Source organism: Rhizobium sp. AN80A (genome assembly GCF_030053015.1).
Classification (GTDB): domain Bacteria; phylum Pseudomonadota; class Alphaproteobacteria; order Rhizobiales; family Rhizobiaceae; genus Rhizobium; species Rhizobium metallidurans.
Genome location: NZ_JASJPX010000001.1, coordinates 143,696 through 156,970 on the forward strand (window position 1 = coordinate 143,696; position 13,275 = coordinate 156,970).

Consider the following 13,275-nt stretch of genomic DNA (forward strand, 5'->3'; position numbering starts at 1 on the left):
TTAATACACGCCGATGTCCCCCGAGTATTGCATTTCGTTGCGAATGGTCACCTCTAACACTATTGAGTATGAGGCTAGTATGAATTACGTACCTTCGGAATTTGAAAGCGGACGCACGCCTGTCAACAGACTTCAGGCCGTTGCCGTGGCACCCAGAGCGCTCAGCGACCTGGGTGAGATGAAGGCTCTGGGCGAGGACCGGTGCCTGCTGATCATCGACAGCAGAACACTCGAGCGAGAATGCCTCGCGACGACGCTGACGCAGAACGGCCTCGGCATGAAGGCTTGCGCGGTGGGCTCGGTGGCGGAATGGCGGCGCAAGAAAGACGCCACGCAGCGCGTGAAGGCGGTTCTGCTCAACATCACCGGTCGCGCATCGGGGGATGGCGCTCTTTACGAAGAGATCGCCAGCATCGCCACGGAGCTTGCGCCGGCACCTGTCGTCATCCTCGCCGATGGCGACGACCTTCACCAGACTCTCCGGGCGATCGAGCATGGCGCGCGCGGCTTCATCCCCACCTCGGTGGGCATTGAAGTCTGTGTCGAGGCCATCGGGCTCGCTGTCGCGGGCGGCACCTTCATCGTTGCCGGCAAGAGCTTCACCTCCTCCGCTCCCGTCGACAACGCGCCACGGCAGAAAGAGCTGTCACGCATGTTCACGCTGCGCCAGGCCGAAGTCGTGCAGGCGTTGCGCAAGGGCAAGGCGAACAAGATCATCGCCTATGAACTCAATCTGCGCGAAAGCACCGTGAAGGTTCACATCCGCAACATCATGAAAAAGCTCAAGGCGACGAACCGTACCGAGGTGGCCTACAAGCTTAATGATCTGTTCCAGTCCGACTCACGCTGGAGCGCTTCGGCGGAATAGGGCATCTACGCGGTGCTATCCGTGCGGACCTGATGGTTCTCGCTAATGGCGCCGGACGGGCTCGGCGATCCTCTATCACCTGTTGCTATCTTCTGGCCGTCGGGGTGAACCCGGCGGCCAAGGATTTGCCGATAGCCCTTCGTCGAGAACGGCTGTAGCAATTGCCCAATGAAGCTGTCGGCGACGCGGCCGCTGATGCCGATGTTCGATGGCGGGCGACGGTCGGGATTGAAGTACGTGCCGAACAACTGATCCCACAAGACAAGATTCTCGCCGTAGTTCGTATTTCCCTCGGCCAGCACGCGCGAATGATGCCAGCGATGCAGACGCGGCGTGCTGAAGATCAGATCGAGCGGGCCCGTACGCACGTCTATGTTGCAGTGGGTGAGAAGGCCGATGAAGGCGGTTACCGCGCCGATCCATAGAAAGACCGGCAATGGCGCACCGAGCAGATAGAGCGGGAGTTGGCTGAGTGCGATCTTGAACAGCGAGTCCATGAAATGGAACCGGCCCGTATTGACGACCCAAAGCCGCTCGACGCTGTGATGAAGGGCATGAAATCGCCAGAGCGGCAGGATCTCATGAGCGGCGCGGTGGGCGACGTAGAGTCCGAACTCGGCGATTACCAATCCAAGAATCACCTGTAGCATCAGGGGCCAGCTGCCGGGCCACATGTCGGGCAAGCCAATGACAAACGGATGGGCGACCGTCGCGACCGCCATTGGCGCGGTTGCGCCCATTGCGGCGGCCAGTTGCACGCCACCCTTGCTGAGCAACGTGTGCGCTATGTCGTTGAGCGTCTCCCCGTCGCGGTTCAGCCATTGCTTCTCGAAGGGCATTACGCGCTCGAACATGGCGATTGCCAAGACGATCGCCAGATAGACCACGTTGAACCACAGCAGCGGCGCCTGTGCCTTAAAGGCAAAGCCGGCGCCGACCAAGCCGGCTGCGAATAGCGCCGGCCACAGCATCCATGAAAGCAGCACGTAGGGAGGCGATGCGCTCTTGTCGGTCACGTGCATTCTCCGCCGAACTTCGAAGTCATTCACTGATACACTACGATTGTGGCTCGCATGCAAGATGGCGCGTTCAAGCAACGATGCGCGCGGCGCCGGCGCCGATGCCGGGGCCAAAACTAGCCATTGTTCCCTCGGCAACTTCTTGCTACGTGCTCACCATCATCAATGCCGCATTCAGGCTGCCACACCATGCAAGTCCGCGCTTCAGACACCTCGCCCAACCCGCTCGTTGGTATTGCATTGTCCTGCGCGGGTTATTCGCTGTTTGCGATTCAGGATGCTGTCGTGAAGTGGCTGGTTGCAGACTATGCGGTTCCGCAGATTCTGTTCATCCGCAGCGTGATCATCGTCGCGGTGGCGGGTTTCATGGTCAGGCGGTTGCGCCATCCCTCCATCCTGAAGAGTGCTCACCGTGGCTCGCTCGTCCTTCGCGCCATGCTGATGCTGGGCGCCTGGATGGCCTATTACTCCGCCGCCAGGCATCTGGGCCTTGCCGAGATCACGACCATGTACTTCTCGGCGCCGATCATCGTTATCTTCCTTTCCATTCTCGTGTTGAAGGAAAATGTGGGGCCAATGCGGTGGTTTGCCTGTTTCGCGGGCTTTGCCGGCGTAATTGTCGCCGCCAATCCCACCCAGTCCCCAAGCCTCGGGCCAACACTCATGGTGCTGTTCGCGGGCTTCTGCTGGGCGTGGAGCACCGTGCTTGTCCGCCTGGTCAGCCGCTTCGAAAGCACGCTGAACCAGATGATGGCGACCAGCTTCCTCTTCGCCATCGCATGCGGAATAATGCTGCCATGGGTTTGGAAATCGCCGGATCTCGAAGGATGGGCGCTGATGCTCGGACTAGGCGCGGTGTCGGCGCTCGGGCAATTCCTGCTTTACGAGGGGTACCGGCACGCGCCTGCATCGACGCTTGCTCCCATGGAATATAGCGGTCTCGTTTGGGCATTTCTCTTCGGCTATCTCATCTGGTCGGAAATCCCGACCGTGAACGTCGTGGCTGGCGCGGTTCTGATCGTCTGCTCAAGCCTCCTGCTGGTCTGGTGGGAGCGCCGCGCGGTGCTTGCCAGCCGCCGTATGGCTGCCTGATCGTTTCCCCCTGGGCGGCCATCATTCGTCGCGCCACGCGAGACAAAAACGTTGCATGAAGAATACTTCCGGTTGCCGCGCTTTCCGTGCCCGTTATTCCAAGTAACGCCATCGTAGTTATGGGTATATCCGAAATGATGACGTGATGGCGCGAATATACCGGTGTCAATGATGGGCGTATCTGCTATTTTCTATTCGTCGGTCATTCTGTTCAATCTTCACTTTATCAAATTGAAATTTTGACTATTGCATGGATGGATTTTTGCGCTTAGCATTGTTTCATGTTAATAATAATGTGAATGAGAACAATATCGTCGAGTGCGGCTTCCTTAGAGTCTATGTATAGTTTCCGGAAAGTTCTTGTCCGGAGGTGTCGTCTGTGTGCTTTCGGGGGAAAAAATGAGGAAACAGCAAATAATAATCGGCCCCGTCGATGAAAGCTCTGATGAGATACTTTTCCTTTCTCGCGTCGAGAATTCCCCCGTCGGAACAACCATCTCCAATCAAGGTATCTTTGAGCTCTCGCCCTCGTTGATGAATTTCGGCTCGTCCGATGAAATCGCTCGTCGACGGCACTCCCTGCTCAGAAAATCTCACCGGTCGCGTGCGTTTTCGCGTTGCCGCTCCGCCGGACGATGGGGCGATATCTGAACGCGCAAGCTGCTTTTCATCGCGACATGAGTGAGATGACATTTGAGGCGCACGCTGATGGCAGAGGGACTTACGGAGTTTGTGGTCGTTGGCGCGAGCCAAACCGTCCCGTGCGGGCAGGCCGGCATCGCCCGCCGGTCGATGCATGCGAAGCCGCTTGCTGTTCGGGTGATCCATAAGGCGCGACTTGAAAACGGATGCCGGCGTTGCATCCGCGGTGTCGATAGCAGGGGTCGATGACGATGGCGTGGAAGAGTGCGCGCAAGCGCAGCGTTACGTTTCGCAAACGCCGCCAGCGGGATGAGCCCTTTGCCTGGAGCATGCAGCCCTATCGGGAGACCGGGCCGCGGGTGATGACCTGCATGGCGCTCGTGATGCCCGAAAATGGATCGGGCCTCGGCCGTGCCCACAATTGGATCGTTCTGATCAGCAACGAAATAAAGGCGCGCGCCTATCAGCACATGACGGTCGAAATGCAGGGCGCGTCATATGGCTTTGATGACGACGACGATCAGCTGGACGAGTGACGGCGCAGCGGAAGGCGAACGTCCTGACGAACGAAATTCTGGCCCGTCTTCAAGTATAGATTCGCGTAATCTCAATTAAATCTGAAATTATACGACGGGTCTGACAGCGCGTCACCGTCAGCTCATAGACGGCTGTCGCTTTGCGGATGGCGTCGCTTCCCGAGCCGAGGCGTCTGAAGCCTGCCTACTATTGCTTTCCGCGCGGTTCGTCTGACGCCGCAGTCTGGCGCGTCATCCCTGGGGGCTGATCGGCAGCCAAATATTCTACTACCAAAACGGTCGCCATTTGCGGATGTTCCAAACGCCTACTCATGGTTTGTATTTTTCAATTTTACTCCAACGCCAAGTCGTACAATCGGAAAAACTGCAAGGTTTGACGTATTCCTACTTCGAAATACTAAATAAGGAGTATTCCGGGGCGAATTGTTGTGTTCATTAATCTTGTGTTAACTAGGCTGGCGGGTTGAGGATAACGTTATGACCATGCCAGTGGAACACAGCTGGAACGTGCGGCTTTCAGCCAGAAATGATCGACGGTGGTTCAGCTTCAATGCTGTGGCGACCACCTATGTCGCCGCTATTCTTGACTTCGCGGTGCTATTCTTCGCAAGCGCCGGAGGATACATGCTGTACGAGCAAGTATTCTTGGGTATGGATGGCGATTGGTCACGATATGCGGGCATTGGCCTGCTGGTCGCCACCGTCTTCGTCCTGGCACTGGGTGGGGCAGACGCCTACCGCCCCGCCGGGCTTCTGTCGTTTCGCAGGCAGATGGCGATCATCTGCACGTTTCTGCCAGCGGTCGTGGCATTTCTTCTTGCGATTGTTTTCTTCCTGAAGATCGGACCGATGGTCTCGCGCGGCGCCATTCTGTCGGCTGCCGTTCTGTCATTCGGAGCGCTGACGACGCTCAGGCTCGCGTGGTATTCCTATCTGAACCGTGCGGTCGCTCACGCGTCCTTCCCGACCAGGCGGGTCCTGTTGATCTGCCCGGATTCGACACCGGTCGAGCCTCTCATCCACAAGGCCGCGCTTGGCGGGCTGTCCATCAAGCATACAATGCACCTGCGCGGCGCCGACGATACTCCGAGCCTGCTGCAGGAAAGGCTTCAGAAGAACGGTATCACCGATGTCGATGAGGTCCTGATCGTCTGGGGCGATTATGCAAATGCGGCAGCGCTGGAAGAATGCCTGTCGGCTTTGCGCGAGTTCTGCGTTCCCGTGAGCGTGATGTTTTCGGGTCTCGTTGGCGATATCGCCCAGGGTTTTGCTCAGGACATCGGCGAGAGCCGTGCATTCCAGATCCACCGCCCGCCGCTCGGTCTGGTCGAGCGTATCGTCAAGCGTTTGTTCGACATCTGTTTCTCGATCGCCGCGCTGACGGTGACGCTTCCGCTCTGCGCTTTGGTGGCGTTGGCCATCAAGGCCGATAGCCGAGGTCCGGTCTTCTTCATGCAGTGCCGCAAGGGGCACAACGGCAAGCCGTTCCGGATCCTGAAATTCCGCAGCATGACGGTCATGGAAGATTCCGGCGACATCCGCCAGGCGACGCGCAACGATCCACGCGTCACCCGCGTCGGCGCCTTCATCCGCTCGACGAGCATCGATGAACTGCCGCAGTTCTGGAACGTGCTGCGCGGCGAGATGTCCGTGGTCGGCCCGCGTCCGCACGCCCTTGCGCATGACGATCTCTACGGAACGTTGATCGCTCAATACGCGTCTCGCCGGCATGTGAAGCCGGGCTTGACGGGCTGGGCGCAGATCAACGGACACAGGGGCGAGACGCCGACGGTCGACCGGATGGCGGACCGGGTGCGTCACGACATCTGGTACATCAACAACTGGTCGTTGTGGCTTGATCTGAGGATCGTCGTGATGACGGCGATCGGCTTGCAGGATCGGAGCAACGTCTACTGAAATTCGTCGTCAATCCTGGTGTTTGCGTTGGTTGAGAGGTGCGTAGGCGATGATATTTGTGACTGGGGGAGCCGGCTTCATTGGCTCGAACTTCGTACTGGATTGGCTCGCGGAACACGACGAGCCGGTTGTCAATCTCGATGCGCTGACCTATGCGGGCAATCTGAATAACCTGCGGTCTCTCGAGAACGATCCGCGCCATATCTTCGTGCATGGCAACATTGGCGATGCGGCACTGCTGAGCGCCCTCTTTTCGCGCTACAAGCCGCGGGCCGTCGTCAATTTCGCGGCCGAGAGCCATGTGGACCGCTCGATCCACGGGCCGGAAGATTTCATCCAGACCAACATTCTCGGCACGTTTCGTCTGCTGGAGGCAGCGCGCGCCTATTGGGGTGGCCTTGAGACGAAATCCGACTTTCGCTTTCTGCACGTCTCGACAGACGAGGTCTTTGGAACCCTCGACGCTGACGATCCTGCTTTCAACGAGGAAACGAGCTACCGGCCGAATAGCCCTTATTCCGCCAGCAAGGCGGCGAGCGACCATCTGGTTCGCGCCTATTTCCATACCTACGGGCTTCCTGTTGTCACGACCAACTGCTCCAACAATTACGGCCCGCGGCATTTCCCGGAAAAGCTCATTCCGCTGGTCATCCACAACGCGCTGAAAGGCCGTCCTCTGCCGATCTATGGCGATGGCATGCAGATCCGCGATTGGCTCTATGTGACGGACCACTGCAGCGCTATCCGCCGCGTGCTGGAGGCGGGACGCCTGGGCGAAACCTATAATATTGGCGGCTGGAACGAGCGCGCCAACCTTCATGTCGTCACCACGCTTTGCGAGGTCCTTGACGAGTTGCAGCCGCGATCCGATGGCAAAAAGTATAGCGAGCAGATCGCCTTCGTCACAGACCGCCCCGGCCACGACCGGCGCTACGCGATCGATGCGCGCAAGATCGAGGCCGAGCTCGGCTGGCGTCCAGCGGAGACCTTCGAGAGCGGCATTCGCAAGACCGTCAGATGGTATCTCGCCAATGCCGATTGGGTCGAGAACGTGACCTCAGGCAGCTACCGCAACTGGGTGGAGAAGCAATACGCATGACCGTGCTGCTTCTCGGAAAGAACGGGCAACTTGGACGCGGGCTTCAGCGTACGTTGTTGCCATTCGGCAATCTCGTCGCCTTCGCACGCGACGAGTTCGATCTCGACAAGCCGGAAGCGATCGCCGCGCGTCTTGATGCGGTTCGCCCCGATATCATCGTCAACGCAGCGGCTTATACGCAGGTCGATCTTGCCGAGACGAATGCCGATGCGGCGTTTCGCATCAACCACCAGGCCGTGAAGGCGTTGGCGGATTACGCTGGCCGGAGCGATGCACTGCTGGTCCATTATTCGACGGACTATGTTTTCGACGGCCGGCGGGACGCGCCCTATCGCGAGAACGACGAGACGCGTCCGTTGAATGTCTATGGCCAGTCAAAACGCGCCGGCGAGTTGGCGATCACCGAGTCCGGTTGCCGGCATCTTCTGTTTCGCACAAGTTGGGTCGTCTCCGCCGATGGCACGAATTTCGTCAAGACCATTCTGCGCCTGGCGCGGGAGCGTCCGAATCTGCGGATCGTCGCGGATCAGTTTGGCGCGCCGACGGCCGTCGAGCTGCTCGCCGATGTCGCCGCCCTTGCGATTGCCGCGCACCGGCGCGGCGGGATCGCGGACGGCATCTATCACCTGACCGCGTCGGGGCGAACGAGCTGGCACGGGCTTGCCCGGCATGTTGTCGAGAAGGCGGTCGAACGCGGCTTCGTGTCGGCGTCGGCGCCCGATGATATCGAGGCGATCACCACCGAGGAGTTCCCGCGGCCCGCCGAGCGGCCCCGCAATTCGTCGCTCAACACGGATGCATTGAGTTCCGCCCTTGGGCTGACCCTGCCCGAATGGACGGTGCATGTCGATCGCGTACTTGATCAATTGAAGGAACGGGGGTGGGCGCTGTGACCCGAAAAGGCATCATTCTCGCCGGTGGCTCCGGCACACGTCTTCATCCGGCGACGCTGGCCATGAGCAAGCAGCTGCTGCCTGTCTTCGACAAGCCGATGATCTACTATCCGCTCAGCACGCTGATGCTCGCCGGCATCCGGGACATTCTGATCATCTCGACGCCGCTGGATATCCCTCGCTTCGAGCAGCTGCTGGGGGATGGCAGCGCCTGGGGCGTCAAGTTTTCCTACGCCGAACAGCCATCGCCCGATGGCCTGGCACAGGCATTCATCATCGGCGAGAAATTTCTCGATGGCTCGCCGTCGGCGCTCGTGCTCGGCGACAACATCTTTTACGGCCACGACCTGCCGATCCTCCTGGCGAGCGGCATGTCGGTCGATCGCGGCGCGACGGTGTTCGCCTATCACGTGCTCGATCCGGAGCGATATGGTGTCGTGGAGTTCGACAAGCGTTTCAGAGCGGTCTCGATCGAGGAAAAGCCGGCCGAGCCCAAGTCGAACTACGCGGTGACCGGTCTTTATTTCTACGACGAACGGGCGGTCGAATTCGCCAAGTCGCTGCGTCCTTCGCCGCGCGGCGAGCTTGAGATCACCGATCTGAACCGCCGCTATCTCGATGACGGCAGCCTGACCGTCGAGATCATGGGGCGCGGCTACGCATGGCTGGATACGGGAACGCATGATTCATTGCTCGACGCCGGGCAATTCATCTCGACGCTGGAGCGGCGTCAGGGGCTGAAAGTGTCGTGCCCCGAGGAGATCGCGTTTCGCAATGGCTGGATAACGGGTCGCCAGCTGGAGCAACTGGCGGCGCCGCTCTGCAAGAACGGATACGGGAAATACCTCATGCGACTTCTGGCGGAGGCGGGCTGACCGATGAAAGTCTCTTCGCTGGCAATTCCCGAGGTCCTGCTGATCGAGCCTACCGTCTATGGCGATGAACGCGGCTTCTTTTTCGAGAGCTTCAATCAGGCCCGCTTCAACGAAGCGGTTGGGGCCGAGGTTTCATTCGTTCAGGACAATCACTCCAAGTCCGCCAAGGGCGTGCTGCGGGGGCTGCACTACCAGATCAGCCAGGCTCAGGGAAAGCTGGTGCGGGTGGTCGAGGGCGAGGTCTTCGATGTTTCCGTGGACTTGCGGCGATCCTCGCCGACTTTTGGGCAGTGGGTCGGCGAAATCCTGTCGGTGGACAACAAGCGCCAGCTCTACATTCCGCCGGGCTTCGCGCATGGCTTCGTGGTTCTGTCCGAGACCGCACAATTTCTCTACAAGACGACGGATTTCTACTCGCCACAGCATGAGCGGGCGATCATCTGGAACGATCCTACGGTGAACGTGGCTTGGCCGATCGAGGCTGCGCCCACCCTTTCGTCCAAGGACGCGCAAGCGCCGTTGATGAAGGATGCCGATCTGTTTCCGTGACGGTGTTTTGCGATCTAGCCGCGCTTATAGCCGCCAAGTCTCTGACGCGGCGCAAAGCTGCCTATGATCGGCCCGCCTTTTCCTGCTCCCCACATATCGTTGTCCTTGGTCCTTTCCGGATCGGTTTTGGTGTGTCACATAAGGTCGGCGAGCCATCGGTACTGGGAGGACGATTGTCGGAATGAGGGGAATTCGCCAACTGGCCAAGCATCTCGATATTTCGATCGGGACCGTGTCGCGGGCGCTGAATGGCAAACCGGACGTGAACGAGGAGACCCGCAAGCGCGTGCTGGCGGCGGCCGAAGAGCTTGGTTATGTGGCGAACCAATCGGGCCGTAGCCTGCGGCAGGGTACCACCAACGTTATCGGCCTGATGATCGAGTCCAGCAAGGAAACGGTCGAAAACGCCGACAACTTCTTCCTTGGCCTGACCGGCGGTCTGCAAAGCGTGCTTTCGCGCCACAAGCTCGATCTCATCATGCTGCCTTGCCCGAACGACGAGGATCCTCAGGAGTATCTGAAGCGCATGGTGGCGCGTCGTGTCGTGGATGCACTGATCATTTCCGCCACGCAACGCATCGACAAGCGCATCGACTTCCTGGCCAAGGCAAAAATACCCTTCGTTGCGCTCGGCCGCAGCTCGTCCGGCGGCAATTACAGCTGGATCGACCTCGATTTCGAAGGCGTAGCGGCCTGCGCCGTCGATCGGCTCGTGGCCAAGGGGCATCGCCGGATCGCGATCGCCGTGCCATCAACCGACGTCAATCTCGGCTACATCTTCCTCGATGCCTATCGTAGCGCGCTGGAACGTCATGGTATCGCCTATGATCCCGAACTCGTCATTCGCGCGAAGTCGAGCGAGCAGGGCGGATATCAAGCAGGCGATGAGCTCATTCGCCTCGATCCCCGGCCGACCGCGATCATACTGATTTATGAGCTGATGGCGATCGGGCTTTATCGGCGCATGGTCGAGTCGGGCATCGTTCCCGGCCGGGATCTCGCGGTCATCGGCTTTCGCGAGGAGCCGCGCGCCCGGTTCCTGCAGCCGACACTGACCTGTTTCAGGATGTCGCTGCGCGATCTCGGCGCCGAGCTTGCCGAAACACTGCTCGCGACGATGCCTGCCTATGCGGATTTCTATCCCGGTGGCGCGCGCAACACGATTTGGCCGCTTGAGCTCGTTGCGGGCGAGAGCGATGCCTTCAGCCTCGACAGTTGAATTTTCTCGAAAGCCAGCCCATGCAACCGCGCGATTTCCTAAAAGATCTCTTCTCCGCCGCTGTCAAGGCGGCCGATCCGTTGACAGGCATCACCGCCTATCTTCCAGCCAAGCCGAAAGGCCGAACGGTGGTGATCGGCGCCGGCAAGGGCGCGGCACAGATGGCGCAGGCGCTCGAGGGCGTCTGGGACGGCCCGCTCGAGGGTGTTGTGGTGACGCGCTATGGCTATGGCTGCGAAACCCAAGACATCGAGATCCTTGTGGCTTCGCATCCGGTGCCGGACAGCGCCGGCCTCGCGGCTTCGAAGCGGCTGATGGACGCGGTGAGCGGGCTTGGCGAGGATGATCTCGTCATCGCGCTGATCTGCGGGGGAGGGTCCGCGCTGCTGCCGTCTCCGCCGTTGGGGCTAACGCTCGAAGACGAGATTGCCATGAACGAGATCCTGCTCGCTTCGGGCGCGCCGATTTCCGCGATGAACGTGGTGCGCAAGCATCTCTCGACGATCAAGGGCGGCAGGCTGGCCGCGGCGACCAAGGCGCGCGTCGTCAGCATGGTCGTGTCGGATATACCCGGTGATAATCCTGCCTATGTTGCTTCCGGCCCGACGGTTCCAGATCGCTCGACGCGGCACGATGCGCTTGACATTATCGCCCAGTACAAGATGCCGCTTCCGCAGGCTGCGCTCGATTTTCTCGCCACGCCGGCGGCCGATGCGCCGAGCCCGGATGATGCGGTGTTCGCACGCCACGAGCATCATGTGATCGCCTCTGCTGGCGTTTCGCTCGAAGCGGCGGCAGCGCTTGCCAGATCGCACGGGGTGGAAGCCGCCATCCTGTCGGATTCCATCGAGGGAGAATCGCGCGATGTCGCTTCGATGCATGCGGCGATCGCCCGCGAAGTGCTAGCGAAAGACCGACCGTTCAAGAAGCCGGTCGTTATCCTCTCCGGTGGGGAAACGACGGTGACGCTCCGAGGCAAGGGCGGAAAGGGCGGCCGCAACGGCGAATTCGCGCTCGCCATGGCGCTGGCGATCCAGGGCCACGACATGCATGTGCTTGCCGCCGATACCGATGGCATCGACGGGTCGGAAGACAATGCGGGAGCGTTCGCCGACGGGAAGACAGTTGAGCGATTGCGCGCCGCCGGTCTTGATCCGCGCCGCCTGCTCGATGGCAATGATAGCTACAGCGGCTTCGCTGCAATCGGCGACCTGTTCGAGACCGGTCCGACGGGAACCAACGTCAACGACTTCCGCGCGATCTTGATCCGCTAACCGAAGAATCGAAATCTGATCCGGTCACCTGCGTTCCTGCCGGGACGCGGGCGCAAAATAGCGTGAAATTTTTTCGTGCTGCGCTGCGGCGCAGCCAAGGTTAAGGCCCCGCATTTGCAGATGTTTTCCGCAGCATTTTTTGTCTGATCGCGTGGGATTGACAGCGAGAAACGTTTCCGCTTAGTATCGTAAACGTTTACGGGACAAGTTTCGGGGGGAAGCCAGAAATTGTCCACGGGAGGAAATCGTGACATTGAATGCCGTTCTCTGCGGTTGCGGAGCCATGTCCAAGGGCTGGTTGCGCGCCATCAAGGAAACCCCGGCTCTTGCGGCCGAAATCGAGGTCAAGGGCCTCGTCGACGTCAATCCGGCGGCGGCTGAAAAGCTCGCCGAGGAGTTTGGTTTGAGCGATGCCGTGATCGGCACTGACCTCGCCGACGTCATCGCGAAATCGAAAGCCGACATCGTCTTCGACGTGGTCATCCCGACCGCGCGCTTCAACGTGGTGTCGACGGCGCTGAAGGCCGGCTGCCATGTGCTGAGCGAAAAGCCGATGGCAACATCGCTTGCCGAGGGCGCGGCCCTCATCGATCTTGCCGCCGAGACCGGCAAGGTCCACGCCATCATCCAGAACCGCCGCTTCATCTCGGGCGTCCGTCGCATGCGCCGTTTCGTCGAAAGCGGTGCGATCGGCGATATCACCGGCATCCATTGCGATTTCTTCCTGGCGCCGCATTTCGGCGGTTTCCGCGAAGAAATGCAGAACGTGCTTTTGCTCGACATGGCGATCCACACCTTCGATGCCGCGCGCTTCGTTGCCGACAAGAAGCCGCTCGCCGTCTACTGCGTCGAGCGCAATCCGAAGGGTTCCTGGTATCAGCACGGCGCTTCCGCCACCGCGACTTTCGAATTCGCCGATGACGTCGTCTTCACCTATCGCGGTTCGTGGTGCGCGGAAGGCGAGCGCACGAGCTGGGAAAGCCAGTGGCGCCTCGTCGGCTCCAAGGGAATGCTGACCTGGGATGGCGAAGAGGGCTTCAAGGCCGCGACCGCCGGAAGCGAGCCTGGCCTGCTCCGCGGCTTCACGCCGGTCGAGGTGCCTGCGCCTGAACATGACGAAGAGACGCATGGCCATGCCAGCGTGATCGCAAGCTTCGTCGAAGCCATCAAGACGGGCAAGCGCCCGGAAACGGCAAGTTCCGATAACATCAGAAGCCTCGCCATGGTCTTCGGCGCGATCGAAAGCGCCAAGACCGGCAAGCGTATTGAAATTTCAGCATAAGGATCGAGAT

Annotated in this window: 12 protein-coding genes; 11 read left to right on the forward strand and 1 reads right to left on the reverse strand. The window is 60.0% G+C overall.

The features are described from left to right. Nucleotides 1-79: 79 nt before the first annotated feature. On the forward strand, nucleotides 80-868 hold the full coding sequence (locus tag P3R82_RS00680) for a response regulator transcription factor (RefSeq protein WP_283192601.1): 789 nt from the start codon (nucleotides 80-82) through the stop codon (nucleotides 866-868). A gap of 5 nt (nucleotides 869-873) precedes the next feature. Here the strand turns inward: P3R82_RS00680 and P3R82_RS00685 are convergent, their stop codons facing one another. After that, nucleotides 874-1,884 carry a sterol desaturase family protein gene (locus P3R82_RS00685; RefSeq protein ID WP_283192602.1) on the reverse strand — a complete coding sequence of 337 codons (1,011 nt, stop codon included), beginning with the start codon at nucleotides 1,882-1,884 and terminating at the stop codon, nucleotides 874-876. Between the two features lie 192 nt (nucleotides 1,885-2,076). Between P3R82_RS00685 and P3R82_RS00690 the strand changes: the two genes are divergently transcribed. The 10 genes from P3R82_RS00690 (at nucleotide 2,077) to P3R82_RS00735 (ending at nucleotide 13,265) form a co-directional block, all read left to right on the forward strand. Next, the gene (locus tag P3R82_RS00690) at nucleotides 2,077-2,979 is read left to right on the forward strand and encodes a DMT family transporter (protein ID WP_183898806.1); all 903 of its coding nucleotides are present in this window, start codon (nucleotides 2,077-2,079) and stop codon (nucleotides 2,977-2,979) included. Nucleotides 2,980-3,872: 893 nt separating this feature from the next. Next, entirely contained in the window at nucleotides 3,873-4,157 is a 285-nt protein-coding gene (locus P3R82_RS00695; RefSeq protein ID WP_283192603.1) for a hypothetical protein, read from the forward strand. Between the two features lie 477 nt (nucleotides 4,158-4,634). After that, nucleotides 4,635-6,074 carry an exopolysaccharide biosynthesis polyprenyl glycosylphosphotransferase gene (locus P3R82_RS00700; protein ID WP_283192604.1) on the forward strand — a complete coding sequence of 480 codons (1,440 nt, stop codon included), beginning with the start codon at nucleotides 4,635-4,637 and terminating at the stop codon, nucleotides 6,072-6,074. Nucleotides 6,075-6,123: 49 nt separating this feature from the next. Continuing rightward, on the forward strand, nucleotides 6,124-7,173 hold the full coding sequence (gene rfbB, locus P3R82_RS00705) for a dTDP-glucose 4,6-dehydratase (RefSeq protein ID WP_283192605.1): 1,050 nt from the start codon (nucleotides 6,124-6,126) through the stop codon (nucleotides 7,171-7,173). Next, nucleotides 7,170-8,066: a dTDP-4-dehydrorhamnose reductase gene (rfbD, locus tag P3R82_RS00710; RefSeq protein ID WP_283192606.1), complete on the forward strand. Its 897-nt coding sequence runs from the start codon at nucleotides 7,170-7,172 to the stop codon at nucleotides 8,064-8,066. Before rfbB ends, rfbD begins: the two co-directional genes overlap by 4 nt. Then, the gene (rfbA, locus tag P3R82_RS00715) at nucleotides 8,063-8,941 is read left to right on the forward strand and encodes a glucose-1-phosphate thymidylyltransferase RfbA (protein ID WP_283193467.1); all 879 of its coding nucleotides are present in this window, start codon (nucleotides 8,063-8,065) and stop codon (nucleotides 8,939-8,941) included. The genes rfbD and rfbA overlap by 4 nt, the downstream gene beginning before the upstream one ends. Before the next feature lie 3 nt (nucleotides 8,942-8,944). Next, on the forward strand, nucleotides 8,945-9,490 hold the full coding sequence (gene rfbC / locus P3R82_RS00720; protein ID WP_283192607.1) for a dTDP-4-dehydrorhamnose 3,5-epimerase: 546 nt from the start codon (nucleotides 8,945-8,947) through the stop codon (nucleotides 9,488-9,490). Between the two features lie 181 nt (nucleotides 9,491-9,671). Continuing rightward, a complete protein-coding gene (locus P3R82_RS00725; RefSeq protein WP_283192608.1) occupies nucleotides 9,672-10,709 on the forward strand; it encodes a substrate-binding domain-containing protein in 1,038 nt (345 codons plus the stop codon). Between the two features lie 20 nt (nucleotides 10,710-10,729). Further along, nucleotides 10,730-11,983 (forward strand): glycerate kinase, encoded by a 1,254-nt coding sequence (locus P3R82_RS00730; protein WP_283192609.1) that lies wholly within the window; start codon nucleotides 10,730-10,732, stop codon nucleotides 11,981-11,983. Between the two features lie 247 nt (nucleotides 11,984-12,230). After that, entirely contained in the window at nucleotides 12,231-13,265 is a 1,035-nt protein-coding gene (locus tag P3R82_RS00735; protein ID WP_283192610.1) for a Gfo/Idh/MocA family oxidoreductase, read from the forward strand. Nucleotides 13,266-13,275: the final 10 nt, after the last annotated feature.

Coding starts and splice junctions, on each gene's coding strand:
- P3R82_RS00680 (WP_283192601.1), top strand. CDS start 80: ATGAATTACGTACCTTCGGAATTTGAAAGCGGACGCACGCCTGTCAAC.
- P3R82_RS00690 (WP_183898806.1), top strand. CDS start 2,077: ATGCAAGTCCGCGCTTCAGACACCTCGCCCAACCCGCTCGTTGGTATT.
- P3R82_RS00695 (WP_283192603.1), top strand. CDS start 3,873: ATGGCGTGGAAGAGTGCGCGCAAGCGCAGCGTTACGTTTCGCAAACGC.
- P3R82_RS00700 (WP_283192604.1), top strand. CDS start 4,635: ATGACCATGCCAGTGGAACACAGCTGGAACGTGCGGCTTTCAGCCAGA.
- rfbB (WP_283192605.1), top strand. CDS start 6,124: ATGATATTTGTGACTGGGGGAGCCGGCTTCATTGGCTCGAACTTCGTA.
- rfbD (WP_283192606.1), top strand. CDS start 7,170: ATGACCGTGCTGCTTCTCGGAAAGAACGGGCAACTTGGACGCGGGCTT.
- rfbC (WP_283192607.1), top strand. CDS start 8,945: ATGAAAGTCTCTTCGCTGGCAATTCCCGAGGTCCTGCTGATCGAGCCT.
- P3R82_RS00725 (WP_283192608.1), top strand. CDS start 9,672: ATGAGGGGAATTCGCCAACTGGCCAAGCATCTCGATATTTCGATCGGG.
- P3R82_RS00730 (WP_283192609.1), top strand. CDS start 10,730: ATGCAACCGCGCGATTTCCTAAAAGATCTCTTCTCCGCCGCTGTCAAG.